19 protein-coding genes are annotated in these 20,366 nt (G+C 67.2%); 5 read left to right on the top strand and 14 right to left on the bottom strand.

What is annotated here, in order from left to right; genetic code table 11:
* Positions 1 to 4: 4 nt before the first annotated feature.
* Entirely contained in the window at positions 5 to 625 is a 621-nt protein-coding gene (locus ACXJJ8_RS00780) for an exopolysaccharide biosynthesis protein (protein ID WP_499026301.1), read from the bottom strand.
* The gene (locus ACXJJ8_RS00775; RefSeq protein ID WP_499026299.1) at positions 618 to 1,919 is read right to left on the bottom strand and encodes a hemolysin family protein; all 1,302 of its coding nucleotides are present in this window, start codon (positions 1,917 to 1,919) and stop codon (positions 618 to 620) included. The genes ACXJJ8_RS00780 and ACXJJ8_RS00775 overlap by 8 nt, the downstream gene beginning before the upstream one ends.
* A 194-nt stretch (positions 1,920 to 2,113) precedes the next feature.
* Between ACXJJ8_RS00775 and ACXJJ8_RS00770 the strand changes: the two genes are divergently transcribed.
* Positions 2,114 to 2,740: a DUF47 domain-containing protein gene (locus ACXJJ8_RS00770; RefSeq protein ID WP_499026297.1), complete on the top strand. Its 627-nt coding sequence runs from the start codon at positions 2,114 to 2,116 to the stop codon at positions 2,738 to 2,740.
* Positions 2,741 to 2,755: 15 nt separating this feature from the next.
* Positions 2,756 to 3,877 carry an inorganic phosphate transporter gene (locus tag ACXJJ8_RS00765; protein ID WP_499026295.1) on the top strand — a complete coding sequence of 374 codons (1,122 nt, stop codon included), beginning with the start codon at positions 2,756 to 2,758 and terminating at the stop codon, positions 3,875 to 3,877.
* Between the two features lie 22 nt (positions 3,878 to 3,899).
* Here ACXJJ8_RS00765 and ACXJJ8_RS00760 read toward each other — a convergent pair whose 3' ends face one another.
* On the bottom strand, positions 3,900 to 4,310 hold the full coding sequence (locus ACXJJ8_RS00760; RefSeq protein WP_499026293.1) for a hypothetical protein: 411 nt from the start codon (positions 4,308 to 4,310) through the stop codon (positions 3,900 to 3,902).
* A gap of 41 nt (positions 4,311 to 4,351) precedes the next feature.
* On the opposite strand from ACXJJ8_RS00760, the gene ACXJJ8_RS00755 reads away from it, so the two are divergent.
* Positions 4,352 to 4,696, top strand: a complete 345-nt coding sequence (locus ACXJJ8_RS00755) for an MGMT family protein (protein WP_499026291.1) — start codon at positions 4,352 to 4,354, stop codon at positions 4,694 to 4,696.
* A gap of 2 nt (positions 4,697 to 4,698) precedes the next feature.
* Here the strand turns inward: ACXJJ8_RS00755 and ACXJJ8_RS00750 are convergent, their stop codons facing one another.
* Positions 4,699 to 5,307, bottom strand: coding sequence for a 2OG-Fe(II) oxygenase (locus ACXJJ8_RS00750; RefSeq protein WP_499026289.1), 609 nt, complete (start codon positions 5,305 to 5,307; stop codon positions 4,699 to 4,701).
* A 55-nt stretch (positions 5,308 to 5,362) separates the two neighbouring features.
* Here ACXJJ8_RS00750 and ACXJJ8_RS00745 point away from each other — a divergent pair, with 55 nt between their 5' ends.
* A complete protein-coding gene (locus tag ACXJJ8_RS00745; RefSeq protein WP_499026287.1) occupies positions 5,363 to 6,022 on the top strand; it encodes a rhomboid family intramembrane serine protease in 660 nt (219 codons plus the stop codon).
* A gap of 652 nt (positions 6,023 to 6,674) precedes the next feature.
* On the opposite strand, the gene ACXJJ8_RS00740 is transcribed toward ACXJJ8_RS00745, so the two are convergent.
* The 6 genes from ACXJJ8_RS00740 to trxA all read right to left on the bottom strand — a co-directional run bounded on the left by ACXJJ8_RS00740 (position 6,675) and on the right by trxA (position 15,629).
* Entirely contained in the window at positions 6,675 to 8,687 is a 2,013-nt protein-coding gene (locus ACXJJ8_RS00740) for a M13 family metallopeptidase (RefSeq protein WP_499026285.1), read from the bottom strand.
* Positions 8,688 to 8,825: 138 nt separating this feature from the next.
* Positions 8,826 to 10,925 carry a M13 family metallopeptidase gene (locus ACXJJ8_RS00735; protein WP_499026283.1) on the bottom strand — a complete coding sequence of 700 codons (2,100 nt, stop codon included), beginning with the start codon at positions 10,923 to 10,925 and terminating at the stop codon, positions 8,826 to 8,828.
* Between the two features lie 165 nt (positions 10,926 to 11,090).
* Positions 11,091 to 11,864: a queuosine precursor transporter gene (locus tag ACXJJ8_RS00730; protein ID WP_499026281.1), complete on the bottom strand. Its 774-nt coding sequence runs from the start codon at positions 11,862 to 11,864 to the stop codon at positions 11,091 to 11,093.
* A complete protein-coding gene (locus ACXJJ8_RS00725) occupies positions 11,864 to 12,541 on the bottom strand; it encodes a DUF502 domain-containing protein (RefSeq protein WP_499026279.1) in 678 nt (225 codons plus the stop codon). Before ACXJJ8_RS00725 ends, ACXJJ8_RS00730 begins: the two co-directional genes overlap by 1 nt.
* Positions 12,542 to 12,567: 26 nt before the next feature.
* Positions 12,568 to 14,556 carry a bifunctional serine/threonine-protein kinase/formylglycine-generating enzyme family protein gene (locus ACXJJ8_RS00720; RefSeq protein ID WP_499026277.1) on the bottom strand — a complete coding sequence of 663 codons (1,989 nt, stop codon included), beginning with the start codon at positions 14,554 to 14,556 and terminating at the stop codon, positions 12,568 to 12,570.
* A 194-nt stretch (positions 14,557 to 14,750) separates the two neighbouring features.
* A complete protein-coding gene (gene trxA / locus ACXJJ8_RS00715; RefSeq protein ID WP_499026276.1) occupies positions 14,751 to 15,629 on the bottom strand; it encodes a thioredoxin in 879 nt (292 codons plus the stop codon).
* A 77-nt stretch (positions 15,630 to 15,706) separates the two neighbouring features.
* Between trxA and ACXJJ8_RS00710 the strand changes: the two genes are divergently transcribed.
* Positions 15,707 to 16,345 (top strand): DUF998 domain-containing protein, encoded by a 639-nt coding sequence (locus ACXJJ8_RS00710; RefSeq protein ID WP_499026274.1) that lies wholly within the window; start codon positions 15,707 to 15,709, stop codon positions 16,343 to 16,345.
* Here the strand turns inward: ACXJJ8_RS00710 and ACXJJ8_RS00705 are convergent.
* From ACXJJ8_RS00705 to ACXJJ8_RS00690, 4 genes are all read right to left on the bottom strand, one after another.
* Positions 16,334 to 18,742 carry a fimbria/pilus outer membrane usher protein gene (locus ACXJJ8_RS00705; protein WP_499026272.1) on the bottom strand — a complete coding sequence of 803 codons (2,409 nt, stop codon included), beginning with the start codon at positions 18,740 to 18,742 and terminating at the stop codon, positions 16,334 to 16,336. The genes ACXJJ8_RS00710 and ACXJJ8_RS00705 overlap by 12 nt on opposite strands.
* Complete coding sequence (locus tag ACXJJ8_RS00700; protein ID WP_499026270.1) at positions 18,742 to 19,449, bottom strand: fimbrial biogenesis chaperone; 708 nt, start codon at positions 19,447 to 19,449, stop codon at positions 18,742 to 18,744. The genes ACXJJ8_RS00705 and ACXJJ8_RS00700 overlap by 1 nt, the downstream gene beginning before the upstream one ends.
* Positions 19,446 to 19,985, bottom strand: a complete 540-nt coding sequence (locus tag ACXJJ8_RS00695; RefSeq protein ID WP_499026268.1) for a fimbrial protein — start codon at positions 19,983 to 19,985, stop codon at positions 19,446 to 19,448. The genes ACXJJ8_RS00700 and ACXJJ8_RS00695 overlap by 4 nt, the downstream gene beginning before the upstream one ends.
* Positions 19,986 to 20,081: 96 nt before the next feature.
* A complete protein-coding gene (locus ACXJJ8_RS00690) occupies positions 20,082 to 20,339 on the bottom strand; it encodes a SemiSWEET transporter (RefSeq protein WP_499026266.1) in 258 nt (85 codons plus the stop codon).
* Positions 20,340 to 20,366: the final 27 nt, after the last annotated feature.

Below are 20,366 nucleotides of genomic sequence, written 5' to 3'. Positions count from 1 at the left end.
CGCGTCAGAACAACAGGTCGATCCCGTGCGCGGCCTGCAAGGTCAGGTTCCAGCTCAGCGCCGCCGCGATCAACCCCACGATCCACGCGACCAGCATCAACACGCCATCGCGTTCCAGCAGCGCGAGCGCGAAGGCAAGCAAGGTCCCGCCGAACAGGTAATTCGTCAGCGGAATCGGCAGCGACAACAGGAAGCCGAGCAGCAACAACAGCAAACCCGTCACGACACTGGCGATGCGACTATCGAGCATCCAGGGCATGCGCGGACGCACGAGTTTTTCCAGGCGCGAAAGTATCGGCGCCAGGCGTCTGTCGAATGTCGCGATCGCGTGGCGATGCAGGCCGCGCTTGCCGATGAAGTCCGGCAGCCAGGGCTTGCGCAGGCCGATGCACAGTTGCACGCCGATGAACATCAGCAACGGGCCACTGATCGCGCCGCCGATGGGAATCGGGATGAAGGCGGGCAGCACGGACACGAAGGCAAGCATGCCGAACGCGCGACGGCCGAGGCCGGAGAGCAGGTCGCGCAAGGTCAACAGATCGTCGGGATTGCCTGCCGCGAGCGCGTCGAGGATGGCGCGCGTCCCGTATTCGGCGTGCGGCGCTGCGTCCTCGCCCTCATGCATCGTGGGTTCCCCGATCCAGGCGCTGCAACAGCAGCTTGTCCACGCGCGGGCCATCGAGGTCGACCACTTCGATGCGCCAGCCGTCCCAATCGAAATATTCGCCGACGTTGGGAATGCGCCCGAAGTGCGCGATCGCCATGCCCGCGGCGGTGTGGTAGTCGAACTCTTCGATGTCGGGCAACGCGATGCCGCCCAACAACTCGCGCACGTCTTCGATGGGCAATGCGCCGTCGACGAGCAACGAACCGTCTTCGCGGCGCGCGACCATCGCATCGGTTTCATCGGTCTGCATCGACTGCAGGCGGCCGAGGATCGCGCCCATCACGTCGGTGACGGTGACCATGCCCTGGATCTCGCCGTATTCGTCGACGACCAGCGCGATGGACTGCTGTTCCTCGCGGAAGATCTCCAGCAGCTTGAGCGCATGCGTGGATTCGGACACGAAGACGGCGGGGCGGATGTCGCGGAACAATTCCGGTTCGGTCTTGGCGAGTTCGTCGAGCAGCGTCTTCACTTCGAGCACGCCGATCACGTCGGCGTCGGTGCCGCGATACACCGGATAGCGCGAGTAGGGCGTCTCGCGCATGGTTTCGAGGTTGTCCTCGCGGTCGGCCGCGGCATCGAGCCACGCGATGCGCATGCGCGGCGTCATCAGGCTTTCGGCGGTGCGATCGCCCAGGCGCATGACGCGCGTCATCATGTTGCGTTCGTCGGCGTCGATGACGCCCTGCTCGTGGCTTTCGCTCACGAGCAACTGGATTTCCTCTTCGGTGATCGCGCCGCGCGCGTCGTCCTTGATGCCGAGGATGCGCAGCACCAGGCGGTTGATCGATGCGAGCGTGGCGACGAGCGGGCGCGCGCCGCGCTGCACCCAGTGGATGGGGATGGCCACCGCGCTCGCGATGCGCTCGGGGTTGGTCAGTGCCAGGCGCTTGGGGATCAACTCGCCGAAGATCACCGACGCGGCGGTGATGACGACGACGGCAACGACCGTCGCGATCTTCCCGGCGTAGGCGTCGAGCCACGGCAGGGGCGGCATGTTCGCGGTGATCACCGCGCCGAGCGATTCGCCGCCGTAAAAGCCGGTCAGCACCGTGATGGCCGTGATGCCGACCTGCACGGTCGATAGCAGGCTGTCCGGATGCTCGGCCAGCGCAAGCGCCGTGCGCGCGCCGCGGCTGTCCTCGCCCATCTGCTTGAGCTTGAACTTGCGCGAAGTCATCAGCGCCATCTCGGACATCGCGAAGAAGGCGTTGATGACGATCAGGCAGGCGACGATCAGCAGCTCGAGCACGCGGGCGGGTCCATCCAGGGGAAGGCCGTGGGGTGTTCGGCGGGGGCGGTCGGGGCGTCGTCCATGGGTGTGCGCGGGGGCGCGGCGGCATCATAGCAGCCGGCCCGAAGGCCCACTGTCATACGCCTGTAATATGACTGCCTGTCATAATTGCGCCTTCTTCCCGTCAATACCGTGAAACGGAGCCGCCCCGCATGTTCTCCCTGCAGACGATCTTCGGACAGGGCAAGCAGTTCTACAGCCTGCTCAACGACGCCGCGGTCGCCGCCCACGACAGTACGGTGGCCCTCCACGAAATGCTGAAGTCGCCGGCGCGCACCCCGGCGCTGGAAGCCTTCAAGCTCGCCCGCCAGCGCGAGCGCGTTGCCTCCGACAAGATCAGCCAGGCGCTCGTGGACAGCTTCATCACGCCGATCGAACGCGAAGACATCGAGTCGCTCGCCTCGGCGCTGTACAAGATTCCCAAGCAGGTCGAGCGTTTCGCCGACCGTTTCGCGCTCGCCCGCCATCGCCTCGAAGGCATCGACTTCGCGCCGCGCGCGGCGATGCTCGAGCAGGCCGCGCAGGTCGTGGTGAAGATGGTCGCCGAGCTGCACGAGCTGCGGCTGGAACCGATGAAGCAGCTCAACGATCGCCTGCGCGTGATCGAGGCCGAGGCCGACCGCCTGATCCTCGAGTTGCACCGCGACATTTATTCCGGTCGCCTGGACGCCGCGGAGATGTTCCTGCTCAAGGAATTCTTCGAGATCCTGGAGAAGGCGATCGACCGCTGCCGCGAGGCAGGCGTCGTCGCCTATTCGATCGCGCTCAAGAACAGCTGACGCAAGGGCGCCTGCATGCTCACCCTCGTGCTGCTCGTGGTGGCCTTCGCGCTGATCTTCGAGTTCATCAACGGTTTCCACGACACCGCCAATTCGATTGCGACGGTCGTCGCGACGAAGGTGTTGTCGCCCGGCCAGGCGGTGATCCTCGCCGCGGGCATGAACCTCATCGGTGCCTTCTACGGCACCGCGGTGGCGAAGACGATCGCCTCGGGCATCGTCGATACCGACGTGGTCGCCGTGACCTCGCAGGTGTTGATCGCAGCGCTGCTCGGCGCCATCGCCTGGAACCTGATCACGTGGTGGCGCGGGCTGCCCTCGTCTTCGTCGCACGCGCTGATCGGCGGCTTGTGCGGCGCGGCCTTGTCGGCGGCGCACAACAACTGGCATTCGCTGATCTGGTCCAAGCTCGGGGACGCGGGGTGGGCGACCAACAAGGGCCTGCTCTGGAAAGTGTTCCTGCCGATGATCAGTTCGCCGTTCTTCGGCTTCCTGCTCGGCGTGCTGATCCTCGGCTTGTTGTACGCGATCATCGCCGCGCTGTATCGCGCGGGCGGGCCGCTGCGCCGCCTCTCGCGCCCGCGGTGGGTCAACGCGTTCTTCGGCAAGGCGCAATTGGGGTCGGCGGCCTACATGGGCTTCGCGCACGGCAGCAACGATGCGCAGAAGACGATGGGCATCATCGCGCTGGCGATCTTCGCCGCGCAGACCGAAGGCGCGTTGAACGGCTTGCCGGAGTGGCTGTCGTTCCTGCACCCGGATGGCGGCAAGGATTCGATCGACAGCTGGATCGTCGCCACCTGCGCACTCGTCATGGCGGCCGGCACCGCGGCCGGCGGCTGGCGCATCATCAAGACGCTCGGCCACAAGATGGTGAAGCTGCATCCGATCGATGGTTTCGCCGCGGAAACCGCGAGCGCCACGATCCTCGTCACCGCCGCACACTTCGGCATGCCGGTGTCGACGACGCATTCGATTTCCACCGCGATCATGGGCGTGGGGTTCGCGAAGAACCCGCGCGCGCTGAAGATCACCGTCATCGAGCGCATCGTATGGGCGTGGATCCTGACGATCCCCGCCGCCGGCGGCATCTCCTACGGGTTGTTCCGGCTGTTCGAGATGGTCGGCTGGACGTAACGCGCGCGGTTACAAGCGCGGGTCAGAGCAGGTCGCCGCCAGCGGAAAGCGCGCGCTCCATGCGATCGCCCATGCCGCCGATCTCCAGGATCAGGCGGTCGACTTCGGAAGGCGAGACGCAATCGTATGGGCGGTTCTCGCACAACGTCAGGTAAGGCACGCCATCGAGTTCGCCGATGGCCAGATACCCCACGCGGCTTTCCCAATTGAATGCGAGCGCGCGGCGCGCATCCAGGCCCGTCGTCGGCGCGACCGCGGTACTCACGCGCAGGTAATTGCGGCCATCGTCGTCGACCATTTCCGACAGGAAGATGGCCTGGTGCCGCGTGCCCTGTTCGAGCGAGAGTTCGATGCACATGACATACGGCTCCTGCATCGTGATGCGGAAACTGCCTTGGCCAAGGTGCGTACGGATCTGCTCGAAGTTCTGCATGCCGGGGTCCGGGGGGCGCGGAATCGCTATGCTAGACCCTCATGGCCGACCTGTCTCCCGCCGAGCGGATCATTGCCGCCATCCGTGCCATTCCCCCGGGCCAGGTCGCCGGATACGGGCACGTGGCGCGCCGCGCGGGGCTGCCGGGGCGCGCTCGCATGGTCGCGCGCGTGCTGCGTGAACACAGCGCGCCGGACTTGCCCTGGCATCGTGTGTTGCGCAGCGACGGGAAGATCGCCTTCCCGCCGAATTCGAAAGGCTATCGCGAACAGACGCAGCGCTTGCGCGCCGAAGGCGTCGACGTGCGCGCCGGTCGCGTGCGCATCGCCGACTCGGTGGCCGACCTCGACGGCAACCTCGACGCCGCGCTCTGGCGTCCGCGCTGAGGTCAGCGGGGGCGGCGGCGCATCCAGGCCGCGATGCTGCGGCGTTCTCTCGTGGCGGGCAGCACTTCGTGTTCGAGTTCGCTCAGGAAACAGACGCTGCCCGTGCGCGGCGCGATGTCGATGTCGCCACCCTCGAGCGACAGACGCAACGCCCCGCCGTCGTCGTCGCGCCAATCCGGATTGAGATAGGCGACGAAGGAAATCACGCGCGCATCATCGTCGCGGAAGCGATCGCGATGCCGCGCATAGCGCGCACCGGGCGGGTACGCGGCGTAATGCGCCTCGACTTGATCGGCGCCGAGGAACAGGCGGCGGTTGAGTTCGATGCGCAAGCCGTCGAGCGAAGCCAGGAATGCGGCGGCCGCGGGACCGGTGCGCGCATCGTCGAGCCAAAGCGTCGCATCGCCGCGAATGTCCGCGCGCTGCCCGAGCGAGGCGCCACGGCCGATTGCCGCGGAGGCGAGGGCGCCGGCGGCCTGCAGGCGGTCGAGGTCTTCACGCAGCGCCTGTGTGGTGGCGGCGTCGGGGAAATCGGGGAGGCGGCACGCGCCGCCGGTGCGCAGGGCGTCGGCGATGGCTGCGACGTCGTGCACGGCGGCAAGCGCGATCATGCCGTTATGATAGCCGCGCTCCCCCGAATCCCCCGTCGCAGAGAGCCACTCCCGCATGTTCCCCCGCCTGCCGCCCGTCACCAAGGCGCTGCTGATCGCCAACGGTGTTGCGTTCGTATTGCAGATGTTCGCGGGCCACGCGCTCGACATCTTCCAGCTCTGGCCCATCGGCCTGGACCAGCGTTACACGGACGCGGCGCCCTTCATGCCGTGGCAGCTGGTCACGTACGCATTCCTGCACGATCCGCAGAACCTGTTCCATCTGTTGTTCAACATGCTCGCGCTGGCGATGTTCGGCGCGCCGCTGGAATACACGTGGGGCAACAAGCGGTTCGCGACGTATTACTTCGTGTGCGTCGTCGGCGCGGCGGTGTGCCAGCTCGTCGTCGGGTGGTGGGCGATGCAGTCGGGCCACGACGCGGGGCCCACGCTCGGTGCATCGGGCGGCATCTTCGGTTTATTGCTCGCCTACGGGATGTTGTTCCCGAACCAGCGCGTGATGTTGTTGTTCCCGCCGATCCCGATGAAGGCGCGCACGCTCGTCATTGGTTATGGCGTCATTGAACTGCTGCTCGGCATTTCCGGCGCGCAGCCGGGCGTCGCGCACTTCGCGCACCTGGGCGGGATGTTGTTCGGCTGGTTGCTCATTCGCTATTGGCGCGGGCAGCCGCCGTTTGGTCGGAAGCCACCGCAGAGGCCGCGGATCGTTCGCTGACAGGCTTGGTTCGGCGACACCAGAAGGGCGCGACGTGCCGCCGCATTGGATGGCCTCATTGCTACGCAAGAGCTCACGCTCCGCAATGAGGCCCTCCAACGCGACGACCGCCACGCACCACGCGTCGGGTTGCTCGACACCCACGTTGGAGTGGGTTTGCCGACGTCGGACCGATGCGCGCCTACAGCCAGCACACCAGACGGGCGGCACCTTGCCCGTCGAGGACATCGCGGCATACGTGTATGCACGCGACTAGCGCGATGTCCTCTCTCGGGCATCGGCGCCTTCGCGGCGATCTGATCAGGGCTCTCGCGTTCTTGCGTGCTTAAGAGCGGGCTCTGCAGTCAGATCGCTACGAGGAACGTCGCCTGCCACACGGTGACGCAGCACGCCGGTGCGCGCGCCGAGGTGGGTGACGTTCCGTCCGTCTGGTGTGCTGGCAGTAGGCGTGCATCAGTCAAATGGCATCGCAACCATTCCCCACGGCGCTGTCGCGAAACCATAAGCGTGGTGCGTAGCGGTTGCCGTGTTGGAGGCCACATTGCGGAGCGTGAGCTCTTGCGTAGCAATGTGGCCTCCAATGCGGCGGCCGATGCGCCGCACTGGTGGAGCCGAACCCGGCCGAAAACGCGTTGTCTCCGCGCAACTGCTGTTACGGCCAGACGCGAACCGGATCCGCCGACACCATCGCGCTACCCGCCTTGCACGCATAAGCCTCACCGAACGCAGGCAGATTCATCAGCGGACCATTGACGCGCCACTTGCCCGGCGCATGCACGCTCGTCGCCGCGCGTGCGGTGGCTTCCTGCGCACTGCTCTGGTTGGCCCACAGGTTCGCCCAACCCTGGAAGAACGCCTTCTGCGCCGTCGAATCCGCGGCGGCGTTGCCGTTGCGCCAGGCATCCCATGCCAACTCGACGCCGGACTGGTCGGCGACATTCGCATTGAGCGACTGCGATCCGTTGAGCTTGACGCCTGTCAACGCCGGATCCTCGAACTGCCCGTACTGCGTGGTCACCTTCTGCCCGAGCGCATTCCACGCATCGTTCTCCGCCGGCGTCCACCAATCGCGCACCGTGGCCTTCGCATCGACGAAGCGCCCCTTGTTGTCGACCGCATGTCCGAGTTCGATACCCACCAGCCCACCGAACGCACCGTATTGCGACGCCGGATCCGCACTCATGTCGAGCACCGGGGCCTGCAGCATCGCGGCGGTGACGATCAGGCGGTTCTGCGCGATGTCGTAGGCCAGCGCCGGCTGCTGCGGCAGCACGTCCCAACGGCGATCGGCGTTGCCGCGGCCGATGCGCTTCATCTCTTCGCGGTGACGCCAGGTGGAGGCGATCAGCATGTTGCCGCCGAAACTGCCGCGACCCATCGGCTGCACGCTGTAGTCGAGGTCGCGATGCGGCGTGCCGATTTCGATCTTGAGCGCGTCGACCTTCGCCTTTGCCTCGGCTTTTGCGGTCGCACCCATCCACGGACTGCGAACCACGGCGCGGCCAAGGGCGGCCCGCACGTCCGTCGCGATCTGCTCGGCCCGCGATTTCGTCCCCGCCGGCACGTAACGCGCGGCGTATTCGTGGCCGAGCATCGGGCCGGCCGCGGTGTTGATCGCGTCGAGCACCTGGCGCCAGCGTTCCGGCGGCGTGGTTTCGCTGCGCAGCACGCGGCCGCGGAACTCGAACTCGGCGTCGCGCCAGGCCTTCGCCAGGTACGGCGCCATCGCATTGCCGACATGGAAGCGCAAATACGCCTGCCACTGCGACGGCGGCAGGCCCGCGGCCATCGCCTCCAGTTGCGCGAACAACTGCGGATTGGAGATCGACACCGTGTCGTCGGTGACGCCCTGCGCCTTGAGGAATTCGGCCAGTTGCAGGCGCTTGTAGGTCTTGCCGATGTCCTTCACCGCAACCGGTGCGTAATTGCCCTGCACATCGCGCAGCGACACGATCGGCTTGCTCGCCTGCGCGATGCGCGTTTCCAGATCGATCACGGCCTTCGCGTCGGCGGCAAGGCGGTCGGCGGGGGTGCCCGAGAGCGTCAGGATCTTCTTGACGTAATCCTCGTAGCGCGACATCACCGCGCGCGTGTCGGCATCCCCGCGCGTATAGAACGCCGGGTCCGGCATGCCGAGGCCGCCCTGGCTGAAGTAACCGATGTGGCGCGACAGATCGCGCAAGTCGATGTCGGCCCCGAAATTGAAGGCCACCGGAATGCCGACCTGGTGCAGCGCGGCGATCGCCGGAGCGATGTCCTTGGCCTTGCGGATGCCGTCGATGCGCGAGAGCAGCGGCGCGACGGGATTGGCGCCGCCGCGCTCGACCGCGGCCTCGTCCAGGCCGCTCGCCCAGAAATCGCCGAGGAGTTTCTGCACGTTGCCTTGCGGGCCCTGCATCGCGGCGTCGAGGAGGTCGCGCTGTTGTTGCAGCGAACGCTCCGTGAGTTCACCCATCGCCGAGACGCTGCCCGTCGCCGGTACCGGATGCGCTTTCGCCCAGTCGGCGGTGGCGACGCTGTAGAAGTCCGTGCACGCCGTCGGCGCAGGCGGTTCCTTGGGCTTGGAAGATTTTTTTTTCTTCGCCGCCATCGCATCGGGCGTGGCCAGGCCCGCGACGAGGACCAGGCCGAGGGCAAGGGCGAGGGGAGCAAGTCTTTGCGTCATCGCGTGCAACTCAAGGAAAAAGACCGCCCGAGTGTAGCAAGCGCTCCGGCTGCGGCAGGATGAACGGAAGCGGCAGCGCATCACAAAAGGAAGGCCCGGTTTCCCGGGCCTTCCTTGCGTGCTTGAAACCAGGCGCCGTTACCAGATCACGATGCGCTTGCCGTCGCCACGCACCATCGGGTCGGTCGGCTTGCACGAGAACGCGGTGGCGAACTCGGGCATGTTCGACGGCGCGCCGATCGCGCGGAAGCTGGCGAGCGCGTGCTCGTCGGTGGCGATGCGGCGGTCGATTTCCTTCTCCGTCATGCTGCGGCGCCAGACGGTACCGAAGTTGAGGAAGAAGCGCTGGTCGTTGGTGAAGCCGTCGGTCTTCGGGTCCGGCGCGCCGGCGGTGGCCTTCTTCATCGCCTGGTAGGCGACGTTGAGGCCGCCGAGGTCGGCGATGTTCTCGCCCAGCGTCAGGTTGCCATTGAGCTTCTTGCCGGGCGCGGCTTCGTAACCGTCGAACTGCGCGACCAGCATGTCGGTCAGGCCCTTGAAGCCCTTCGCGTCGGCGTCGGCCCACCAGTTCTCGAAGTTGCCGGTCGGCCCGAAACGCCGGCCCTGGTCGTCGTAGCCATGGATCATTTCATGGCCGATGACCGCACCGATGCCGCCGTAGTTGGTCGCATCGTCGGCCTTCGGGTCGAAGAACGGCGGCTGCAGGATCGCGGCGGGGAAGGTGATCTCGTTGGCCAGCGGGTTGTAGGACGCATTGACCGTCTGCGGCGTCATGCCCCATTGGGTCTTGTCCACCGGCTTGCCGATCTTCGACATCTCGTACTTGTAGTTGAAGGCGTTGGCGGCCATCACGTTGCCGATGTAGCTGTCGCGCGAGGTTTCAAGGCCATCCCACGGGCGCCACTTGTCCGGGTAGCCGATCTTCGGCGTGAAGGCCGACCACTTTTCCATGGCCTTCTTCTTGGTCTCCGGGCTCATCCACTTGAGGTTTTCCAGCCGCACCTTGAGCGCGTCGCGCAGGTTCTGCACAAGCATTTCCATGCGCGCCTTCGACTCGGCGGGGAAGGCGACCTGCACGTACATCTGGCCCAGCGCTTCGCCGGCCTGGCTGTTGGTGGTGGACAGCACGCGCTTCCAGCGCGGCTTGATTTCCTTCTGGCCGCGCATCGCCGCGCCGTAGAAGTTGAAGTTTTCCTGCACGAAGGCGTCGCTCAGGTACGGCGAGGCCTCGTCGATCACGTGGAAGCGGAAGTAGTGCTTCCACTGTTCGATCGGCGTGTCGCTGCGCATCTTGTTCCATTCGGCGTGGAAGGCCGGCATCGCGAGCGAGAACGCCTTCGGCGCGGCAACGCCCTGCGATTTGAAGAAGTCTTCCCACGAGAAGCCGGGCGTCAGCTTGTCGGCGTCGGCGGGCGAAACGGCGTTGTAGTACAGCGAGATGTCGCGCTGCAGTTCTTCGCTCGACTTGGAGGCCTTCGCAAGACGCGTTTCGAACGCGAGGATTTCCTTCGCCTGCGTCGCGGCATCGGCGGCGGGCGTGCCGCCCAGCTCGAGCACCTTGGCGATGTGCTTGACGTAATCGTCGCGGTTCTGCTGCTTGTCGGCGTCGAAGTAGTAGTTGCGATCGGGCAGGCCCAGGCCGCTCTGCGTGGCATAGGCGGTGTTGATCGACGAATCATGGAAGTCGGCTTCGGGGCCGAAGTCGAAGATCGACGCTTCGCCCTTCGACGCGGTGTCGCGCAGGTAGGCGGAGATCGAATCGGCGTCGGTCAGCTTGTCGACCGCGGCCAGGCGCGATTCGAGCGGCTTGATGCCCTGCGCTTCGATCTTCGCCTCGTCCATGCCGGTGGCCCACAGGTCGCCGACGATCTTTTCGACGCCCTTCGCGTTCTTGTCGGCGGCGGCCTGCTCGGCGAGCTGGCGCTGCACGGCGGTGGAGCGCTCGTCGATCATTTCGAACGCGCCCCACGAGGTGCGGTCGCCCGGGATCGGGTTGGCGGCGAGCCACTTGCTGTTCACGTAACCGTTGAAGTCGGTGCACGCGTTCTTCGAGGTGTCGAGATCTGCGGTGCGGAAGGCGTTGAGGCCCGGCAGCTTGCTCTCGTCGAGCGTGAGCTTCGGCGCCGCGGCCTCACCCGGGGCGGCGACGTTGCCGGCGGGCTTCTCGCCGGGCTTGCATGCGGCGAGGGCCGCAAGGATGGACAGGGACAGCAGCAACACCTGTGGTTTACGGCGCACGGGACACTCCGGGATTTGTGGGCAAGATCAGGCGCCCACGCTCGGGCGACTGCGGACTCTAACGTCTGCCGCGGGCGCGGGCGGGGTGTCGAAGGTCACGGCAGGGAATGCTTGAACGGAAGTTTTACAAAATACCGTTCAACAACAACAGGGCGGTTCAGCGATTCAGGACAGGGCCGCGGCGTCCCGCAGTTCGTGCGCGCGCGCCTGCCCCAGATAGGAGGTGATCCCCCGCTTGAGGGCGTAGATCAACGGGATCAGCGCGATCGCCGAGAGCATCTTGTAGGCGTAGTTCACCGTGCTGACCGCGAGGAACAGCGACATCGACCAGTGCTGCGGCCCGATCACGAACGCGATGTAAAGCACGACGAAGCTGTCGACGAGTTGCGAGACCGCGGTCGAACCGGTCGCGCGCAACCACACGTGCTTCTCGCCCGTGCGCCGGCGGATGCGATGGAACACCGAGACGTCGATCAGCTGGCCGATCATGAAGGCGATCACCGAACCCCCGATCGTCCACAGGCCTTGCCCGAACACCGCGGCGAACGCTTTCTGGTAATCGGGCACGCCCTGCGATTGCGCCGCGCCGACCCACCAGCTCGCCGGCGCAAGCGAGATCGCGGCGAAGGCGAACGCGAATCCGTAGATGATCAGCACCACGGCGATCCAGGAAATCATGCGCACGCCGCGCCTGCCGAAGAACTCGTTGATGACGTCGGTGAAGATGAAGACCATCGGCCACAACAACGTGCCCGCGGTGAAGCTCAGCGAGCCGGTCTGCCCGAACAGGTTCCACTGGAACGGCGTGATGCCGAGCGTGTCTTCGAGCGCGAAGATCTTGACGCCGATGAATTCGGCGAGCACCGCGTTGACACAGAAGAACGCCGCCAGCGCGATGAACAGCCGCGTGGCGCGGTCGTCGAGGGGATGCGGGTGCATCAGGCGTCGGCAGGCGCGCGCGGCGGCGGCGCGAAGGGAATCGAATCCGGCGAAACCGCGCCACCGGAAATGATGAAGCTCATCGCCTGGTCGACGGTCCAATCGGTCGGCGTCATTTTTTCGACCGGCACGATCTCCAGATAGCCGCCCGTGGGGTTGGGCGTGGTCGGTACGTAGACCGCTGCCAGTTCGCGCCCGGTGCCTTGCTCGCGCATCACGCGCGTGACGAAGCCGATGCTCTTCATCTCGTTGTGCGGGAAGTCGATCAGCACCACGCGTTGCGTGCCATCGGGCTTGGTCTGCAGGATGTCGAGCAACTGCCGCGCGCTGCCGTAGATCGTGTTCGCGAGCGGAATGCGTTGCACCAGGCGTTCGAACCACCGCAACATCGTCTGCCCGACGACGACGCGCGCCATCACCCCGGACAACAGGATCACCGCGAGCGTCGCGACCAGCGCGAGTGCCGTCTGCACCCAGGGTTCGCCCAGCCAGCCGAGCGCCTGCGGATTGCGCGCCGCGATGGTGGCGAGCAGCGGACCGATCAGGGGCCGGCTGATGTCCGACAACATGACGAAGACGAACTTCACCACGACCCACGTCAGCCAGATCGGCAGCAGGGTGAGGACACCGGTGATGAAGAGCCGGCGGAGACTGGGACGGGTCGAAGGTTTGCGCATGGCGCCCATTATGGGGCGCCGAACCGTCAGTCGTGTACCAACTTCACGCTGACGTCGTCGTAGCCACGCTCGCGTTCGACCGCGCGCGGTTTCGGCCCGCGCCAACCCGTGCCCGCGACCGAACCGCCGCGCAGCCAGGTGGCGTAGTTGCGTGCGCCGGTTTGCGACGGCGTGGCGCCGACTTCGTTGCTGGTCGGCAAGCGCACCCGGGTCCCGTTGCGGCTCGCCCAATGCGCGTAGGCCTCGGCGTCTTCGTAGGAGATGCAGACGACGGGTTGCGTGTCGGATTGTTCGAAGCCCGGTTCGCGCCAATCGCGAGGCTTGACGATGCGCAGGAACGACATGCGTTCGCGGCACAGCGCCGATGCGCGACCGGTGGCAGCGACGAAGCGCGCGTATTCGCCACGCGTCAACGTGCGCAGCGTCGGCTGCACGGTCGCACTGTCCGTGCCGGCGGCGACCTCGGTTTCGGTCGCGCCCACGCTGGCGACGTTGATCTTCTCGGCGCGCGCACGCAGCGAATCGCCGAGCGCCTGGTCGCCGGCGAATTCGTTGGCGAGCGCGGCGGCGGCGAGCGCGTCCTTGCGGTTGCGGTCCTTCTCGTCGGCAGCCACGCGCTTTTTCAGTGCTTCGGCGGCCTTCTCGTGGATGCCGTGCAGGGCTTCGGCGCCAAGCGGCGCGGTGCGGTCGGCGAATTGCGTCGCGCGCTGCAGGTAGTCGCGTGCGCGATCGGCTTCGCCGCGACGCAGGCGCATCGCCATTTCGTCGCCGAGCGAACCGAGCACGCCGACGATGAGCGGCGGCAGGCCCGCGTGCGCGGAATCGGCGTCCCATGCGGCGAGGACGCTGTCGTAGGCGTTGTCGCCCTGCGGCGCGGTGAGCTTGCGCGATGCCAGTTGTTGTTCGGCGGCGGTGACCCATTGCTGCGCCGGGGATTCCGGTGGCGGCTGCAGCATGCGTTCGACGACTTCGGGCACGATCGGCTTGCGGATTTCGGGCAAGGTTTCGACGCGGAAGAAGTCGTCGGTGCCGCTGTCGTGCTGCGAGGCCACGCCGATCATCGCCGCGCACAGCAACCCGCCGCCGATCAACAGCGGCTTGGGCATCAGGCGCGTGCGACGCCAAAGTTGCGCGATGTTCGCGAACACCGCTTCGATCGAGAAACCGCCGCGCTCGATGCGGTCGAGCGCTTCCAGCATCTGCTGCGCGCTGCGGAAGCGATGGGCGGGCGACTTGGCGAGCGACTTGTCGATGAAGCGCTGCCAGTGCATCAATTCGGCGGGCAGGCGCGGGATCGGATCCTTGGCGTGCATCACCGCCATCGACAGCGCATCGGCGGCGTTGAACGGCAGCATGCCCGTCAGCATTTCCCATGCGAGCACGCCGATGCTGTAAAGGTCGGCGCGGCTGTCGACTTCTTCGCCGCGCGCCTGTTCCGGCGGCATGTACGCGGTGCTGCCGACGGCAAGGCCCGTCATCGTCAGGCGCGGATTGACGCCCTTGCGCAACGCGATGCCGAAGTCGGCGAGCAGCGGTCGCTCGGCGTCGTCGAACAACACGTTCTCGGCCTTGACGTCGCGGTGCACGACGCCGCGCACGTGCGCGTAGTCGAGCGCTTCGAGCAGGGACCGCAGCGTGGCGATGACGCGCGACTGATCCTTCGTGCGGCCGTCCTGGCGCGTGATCCGCTGGCCAAGGTGGCCGCGGGCGAGGTAAGGCATCGCATAGAAGGGGAGATCGTCGGCGGTGCGGCCGACTTCGTAGATGCCGACGATGTTGGGGTGGTCGAGGCGGGCGATGGTGCGTGCTTCGTTCTCGAAGCGGCGCCGGCTGACTTCATCGGTGAGCGCCTCAGGCAGCATCACCTTGAGCGCGACCTTGCGGCCCAGCGACTCTTGCTCGGCGAGGTACACCGTCGACATGCCGCCCTGGCCGATCTCGCGCAACAGGCGAAAGCCTGCGATGCGAGGCAGCGCACCGGCGGCGTCGGAATGCGACGACGTATCCACGCTCATTGTTGACGGTCCCCTGTTCCGTGGCGGAAGAATACGCTGGCGCAACACGACCAGCCAGCAGCGGGGAGACCGTTGGCGGCCATGTTCCTGATGGGTTCATGCACCGGGGCGCGTGAAGGGCACGTTCACGCGACGTGTTGCGTCGCAGCGTGACGCCTGGCGTCGCTACGTGATGCCCGTCACCCGTGCGTGCGTCACACCAACAACAACGAGGCCATGCGACGACGCATGCGGCCGACAAGTTCGGCGTCGTCGACGACCTGGAAAGCATCGATCAGCGCCTTGCGGGGCAGGCCGTCTTCGAAGGTGCGATCCAGGCGCAGCATCTCTAGGAATTGTTCGAGACCGGCTTCCGCATCGCCTGCGACGATGCGATGGACGCCGAGCAGGTGGCGTGCGCGCAGGTCTTTCGGGTCGCTCGCGATCGCCGATTCCAGGACTTGCGGCGCAGGCGCATCTTTCAACAGCGCGGCGAACCCGAGGCGCGCGCGTGCCCGCACGGCGCGATCGTCCTGCGCGAGGTTCGCGGGCAGGGCATCGAGCAGTTGTTCGGCTTCGTGCGTGTTGCCGGTCTGCAGCAACGCAAGTGCGAGGTCGAGGCGGTGTTCGGGTTTGTCGGCTTCGGTTTCGGTGAGCTTGCGCAGGCGCATGACTTCGGCATGCGGGTCGGCCGGCGGCTCGGGGGCGATTTCCTCGGGCGCCTGTTCCTCCTGCGGCGCGCCGGGCGCGATGCCGTGGTGCGTCAGGAACTCGCGCAGCTGGCCTTCGGGCAACGCACCGGGGAAACCGTCGACGAGCTGGCCGTCCTTGACGAGATAGACCGTCGGGATCGACCGCACCTGGAAGGCGGCGGCGAGCTGCTGCTCCTTGTCGACGTCGACCTTCGCCAGGCGGAACGCGCCGTTGTATTCGGCCGCGAGCTTTTCGAGGATCGGGCCGAGCGACTTGCACGGGCCGCACCATTCGGCCCAGAAATCCACGAGCACGGGCGCCTGCATCGAAGCTTGCAGGACGTCGGTCTCGAAGGTTTCGGCGGTGGCGTCGAAAACGTGCGGGGAAGCGGTGGTGGCCATGGCGATCGTCGAAGTGGGATGCGCCACAGATGGGGACGCCCCTGCGGCGCGGCAAGCCCGCACGCTAGCATGGCGACATGCGACCACCGTCCACCCGATCTGCACGCCTGCCTTCCGTCCGCCTGGTCACGGCCCTCGCGCTGCTGGGCTTCGTCGCCGCGCTGCTGGGGTTCGGCGCGGCGCTCAGCGGCTTTTCCCACGCGACCCATCCGGTCGCGCTGCTCGGCGCACGCGGCGTGCCGCGTTGGTGGGCGTTCGACCTGCTCGGCTTCCTGCTGCCCGGCTTGCTCGCCTGGGCGGCGACCGTGCGCCTGTCCATCGCCGATCGCGCGCGCGATGCGGACAGCCGCATGCTGGGCGTGGGCTGGACGTTGTGCGCATTCGCGGCGCTCGCCTTCGCGGCGCAGGGCGTGTTGCCGGTGGATGCGGCAAAAGGCTTCGGCTACGGCGTGGGCAAGATGCATACGGCCGCATGGACCGTGTGGTGGCTCGCGTTCGTCGCAGGCAGCGTGCTCCTTGCGGTGGCATGGCGGGGACGCGTGGCCTTGCGGTTCGCGACAGCGTTGGTTGCCGCGTTGGTGCTGGCGTTCGCCATGTTCGTCGCGGTGCCCGATGCGCCGGCGATGGGGCAGCGCATCGGGATCGTCGCGTGGCTCGCATGGCTTGCATGCGTTGCGTGGGGCGTGTTCGACCGGCGGAGCGCATCAGCCCGGTGACGCCGGACAGGTCGCCACCGGGATGGCGTCGGCCGGTGCCGGCCCGATGCTGCAGGGAAGTGCATGACCTTCCAGGAACCACGCTGCAACGTTCGCCGGAACGCGCGCGAGGCCATCGCGACCCACGCGCGCATGCGTTGTCCCCGACGCATCGACGACACGCGCGCCGAAGGGGGGCGCACCGCCGTCGCCGACCACGATGCGGACGAAGTGCATCGGGCGATGCGTGCCCGCGAGGGGGACATCGATGATGGCGCCCGCGCGCGGAACCACGTTGCGCTCGGTCCAATCGAAGACCACGTCCGGCGACGCGCCGCCCACCTCGATGCCCACGCGATTGCGCCGATAGGGCGACAACTGGGGCACGAGCGCATGCCCGCGCCGGTCGAGCCGCACGTTGGGCGCCTGCAGCACATGGGCACCGGCGCCGTGGTCGGCGCGGACGAGCGCGATGGTGTCACCGAGCGTCTGACCGACCGTGACGCCATGCGGATGCACGAGCACGCCGCCTTCGGCCGTGACCGATGCCTGGCGCACTGCAGGCGACACGCTCAGGCCCGCATCGATGCGCCCTGCTCGCCCTGCGTGGCCGAGCGACGCACTGCTCGTCGTCGTGCCGCCACGCGCATCTTCGGCACGCGCGAAGCCGAGGCTCCAGGCATTGCGATCCCGCAGTACACCGCCGATGCCGGATTGCAGGTCAAACCGTCGCGCACCCGCGCGTGCGTGCGCATGGGCGAACGATGCGCTTCCGGTGTCCCGCAATCGCAGTGGCAGGGTGAGCGACAGCACTGCCTCATTGCTTGCATGACGCGCGATCTGCCGCGTGTGCTCGATGGTCGCGTTCAACACGGCACCGCTGCGCTTGGTGGGGATCGACCAACCCAGGCGGGCGCTGCGTTGCCTGCCCGCGATGGCATGGAAGCGACGATCGAAGATGGAGACGTGCAGGCCGTGCCGCCGGTCCTGGAAGGATTTCTGGAGCGTGGCATCGAATCGCTGGCGCTCGCGAAACGGGCCGGGGGCCTGGGTCGCTTCCTGCAACGAATGGTAGGAAACGGGGGTCCGCGTCGCGCCGAGTTGCAAGGTCGTGCGCGCTGACGGTACGTCCGTCGTGAAGGCCGCGCGCGTGGCCACGCCGCGGGCGAGCCCGGCCTGGCGCGACGTGCGCGCGTGCATGCGATCGATCGACCACGCACCCGCGCCCGACGCGAACGCGACACCACCCAACACTTGCGTGTGGCCCGTGGTGGCCTGTGCGGCCGCACGCACCGTCACGCGATCCTGCACGCCCGATTCCAGTGCGCCTGCGACGACGGGCGCGTCCCGCGTGTCGCGGTCCGGCACCCAACCTGCGACCAGCCCGAACCGCATGCGCCCGGCGCGCAACAACCCGGGCATCGTGGCGTAGGGAAGGACGAACGTACGCACGCGACCATCGGCTTCCACGATGCGCACGTCGAGGTCGCCGCCACGCCCGAGTGGATTGACGTCTTCGAGCGCAAACGGCCCCGGCGGCACCGTGGTATCGAACAACAACCGCCCGGCCTGGTGCACCTGCACGCGCGCATTGGTGTCCGCGACCCCGCGAACCGTGGGGGCGTTGCGCTGTTGCGATGCGGGCAACATGCGGTCATCGGATTTCAGCCGCACGCCGCGCAGCGAGACCGGGTCGAACAGCAGGCCGGTGACGTTGAAGTCGCCGAGGGTCAGGCGTGCGTCGAAGCGCGACACGTCGCGTTCCAGGTGTGCGGAGAGCGTGTCGCTTTCGCGACCCTGCGCCGGGCGCCAGAGGTGCGTACTGCGATGGCGCAACCGCCAGGTTCCTGCGTTCATCCCGGCGTCGAGCCGCAGGCTCGCCTGGTCGAAGGCCTGGAGGCCCTGTGCCCGGGACCGCAACAGGTTCGCGCCGTAGGCGAGGCGGAAGGCGGTGATGCCTGCGTCGGGCGGCGTGGCGTCGGGGGTCGCAGCGCGGGCAACCAGCAACGCCTGTGGGATCGAAACATGCAACGCGAGGTCGCCCGGTTCGTAACGTGCGCCCGCAGCCGAATGGAGGACATCGACCCTCGGGCACGGGTCATCGGCGAATGTTTTGCGAGCGTCCGCGAGACGCGCGATGTCCACGCCGAGCCATTCGACGAAGGCCGCGTCGAAGCAGGCGCGTGCGTCGGCGCCGACGAAGCGCACGCTGCGCCGCCCCATCGGTTCGCCATTCCGCCACACTTCGACGTCCTGCACGCCCGCCCGCACCGGATGGCCGGTCTCGAACGCGGAGACGTCGACGTCGCGGGCGTTGCGCAACATCGCGGCGTCGAACCGCACGCGCGGCGATGCCGATTCGCCCGCGTGCACCGTCGCGCAAGCGAACGCGAATGCGAAGGCCGGCGCGCCGCGCATCACCGCACCGGCGCTTCGGGCAGCGGACTCTCGAACCGATCGCGACCGCCCAGGTCGTTGATCGCCTCGAAGGTGATGCGTCCGCTGCGACGGGCGGTCTTCGGCCGCACGGTGGTGCTTGCGAACGGCGCGACCATTGCACCGAGCACGTCCCAACCCTCGCCGTCGGCGATGCGTGCGATGGTCACGTGGTAGGGCGTGGGGTTGTCGATTTCCAGGCGCGCATCGTCCAGCACACGCCACCGCAATGCAGCCGGCGCCTGCCCCGGCGTGCCGGGCAGGCTGCCCGGCCGATGCAGCAGCTTCACGCGCGTGTGCAACGCGATCTTCATCGCCGATGCATCGTGTTCCGTCGGCGGATCCGGCGGCACATCGAGCACGTTGAGCCAGAACAGCGTCTCGCGATCGGTCGCCAGCGCGCCTGGCAGGCGGTGCAGGCGCAGCGTCTGCCCCTTGCCCGGGTCGATGCGGAACAGCGGCGGGTCCGGCGCGAACGGGACCTGCGCGGCCACCACCGGCGATTCCACCCACGCTTCCACCAGCACCGGATGCGCGTGGCGATTGCTCAGGCGTACCGTGACATCACGCGCGTCGCCGGGAAAGACGACGCGCGTGTTGTCGAGCACGACGCCTGCGTGCGCGGAAGACCCGAACGCGAGCGCCACCAACGCGACCCGGCAGGCCGCGTTGCGAAACAGGGTGCTCACGGATAGTGCAGCGAGTACACGACGCTCGATGTCACCACGCCGGCCATTGCACCGACCGCACCGACGTTCTGGTAGGCGACCTGGTAATCCATCGTGTCGAAGGTCTGGTAGAGCGTGTTGTCGTCGCGCTGCGTTTCGTTGCCGACGGCGATCTGCGACCCGTCGCCGTTGAAGAGCGCGAGGTTGACGTCCGGGAGGCTGGTGGTCAGCGTGCCTGAGGCGGGATCGACGGTGGGCCCGCCTTCGAAGAACACGCGCACGCCGTTGAGGACGACCTGGCAATTGGACAGCGCCATGCGGAAATTCGTGCGGCCTGCCACGTCGCCCGGGCCCAACTGGTTGGTGCTGATGATGGGCAGCCGAACCGCGAACGAGGACGTGCCCGTGGTGCCGCCGCTGACGTCGCAGGTGGAGTCCGTGATCTGCCCGTCGAACGAGATGGTGCCCGTGGTGGCGGCGGCCGTGGGGGAAGCGAGGCAACCGGCGACGAGCAGGGCCGGGATGAAACCGAAGGTGCGGGAATCCTTGTTTTGCATGGAACACTCCTTGTTGGGTGTGTCCACATCCTCCCGATTCGCCGTCCCCATCGCAGTCGGTGAACACCGCACTGCGATGTCAGAAAACCCTGAAACCTACCCCCAGCGCAGCTTCATCCCCAGGATCGCCGCCGACAGCCCCAGCGTCACCGTGTTCGACACGATCATCGGCCAGGAATGCAGCGCGATCCCGTAGGCCAGCCAGAACCCCACGCCTACCGTAAACACCGCGTACATGTGCACGGAGATGCTGCGGGTGTCGCGCGTGCGCAGGATCTTCACCGCCTGCGGCACGAAGCACAGCGTGGTGAGGGTGGCGGCCACATAGCCGGTCCAGGTGAGGTCGATGTCCATGCCGGCAGTATCGCCGAGCCTTCTCCC

This window comes from Lysobacter sp. P5_C4, from assembly GCF_054049695.1.
The sequence above is the reverse complement of the archived record's forward strand: the minus strand, read 5'-3'. Positions and strand labels throughout refer to the sequence as shown.

Bases quoted from the DNA above. Each gene is read 5' to 3' on its own strand.
- ACXJJ8_RS00730 (WP_499026281.1), bottom strand. From the start codon at position 11,864: ATGCACCCGCATCCCCTCGACGACCGCGCCACGCGGCTGTTCATCGCG.
- trxA (WP_499026276.1), bottom strand. From the start codon at position 15,629: ATGGCCACCACCGCTTCCCCGCACGTTTTCGACGCCACCGCCGAAACC.
- ACXJJ8_RS00780 (WP_499026301.1), bottom strand. From the start codon at position 625: ATGCATGAGGGCGAGGACGCAGCGCCGCACGCCGAATACGGGACGCGC.
- ACXJJ8_RS00690 (WP_499026266.1), bottom strand. From the start codon at position 20,339: ATGGACATCGACCTCACCTGGACCGGCTATGTGGCCGCCACCCTCACC.
- ACXJJ8_RS00760 (WP_499026293.1), bottom strand. From the start codon at position 4,310: ATGCAGAACTTCGAGCAGATCCGTACGCACCTTGGCCAAGGCAGTTTC.
- ACXJJ8_RS00745 (WP_499026287.1), top strand. From the start codon at position 5,363: ATGTTCCCCCGCCTGCCGCCCGTCACCAAGGCGCTGCTGATCGCCAAC.
- ACXJJ8_RS00720 (WP_499026277.1), bottom strand. From the start codon at position 14,556: ATGAGCGTGGATACGTCGTCGCATTCCGACGCCGCCGGTGCGCTGCCT.
- ACXJJ8_RS00755 (WP_499026291.1), top strand. From the start codon at position 4,352: ATGGCCGACCTGTCTCCCGCCGAGCGGATCATTGCCGCCATCCGTGCC.
- ACXJJ8_RS00725 (WP_499026279.1), bottom strand. From the start codon at position 12,541: ATGCGCAAACCTTCGACCCGTCCCAGTCTCCGCCGGCTCTTCATCACC.
- ACXJJ8_RS00765 (WP_499026295.1), top strand. From the start codon at position 2,756: ATGCTCACCCTCGTGCTGCTCGTGGTGGCCTTCGCGCTGATCTTCGAG.
- ACXJJ8_RS00770 (WP_499026297.1), top strand. From the start codon at position 2,114: ATGTTCTCCCTGCAGACGATCTTCGGACAGGGCAAGCAGTTCTACAGC.
- ACXJJ8_RS00710 (WP_499026274.1), top strand. From the start codon at position 15,707: ATGCGACCACCGTCCACCCGATCTGCACGCCTGCCTTCCGTCCGCCTG.
- ACXJJ8_RS00695 (WP_499026268.1), bottom strand. From the start codon at position 19,985: ATGCAAAACAAGGATTCCCGCACCTTCGGTTTCATCCCGGCCCTGCTC.
- ACXJJ8_RS00740 (WP_499026285.1), bottom strand. From the start codon at position 8,687: ATGACGCAAAGACTTGCTCCCCTCGCCCTTGCCCTCGGCCTGGTCCTC.
- ACXJJ8_RS00750 (WP_499026289.1), bottom strand. From the start codon at position 5,307: ATGATCGCGCTTGCCGCCGTGCACGACGTCGCAGCCATCGCCGACGCC.
- ACXJJ8_RS00705 (WP_499026272.1), bottom strand. From the start codon at position 18,742: ATGCGCGGCGCGCCGGCCTTCGCATTCGCGTTCGCTTGCGCGACGGTG.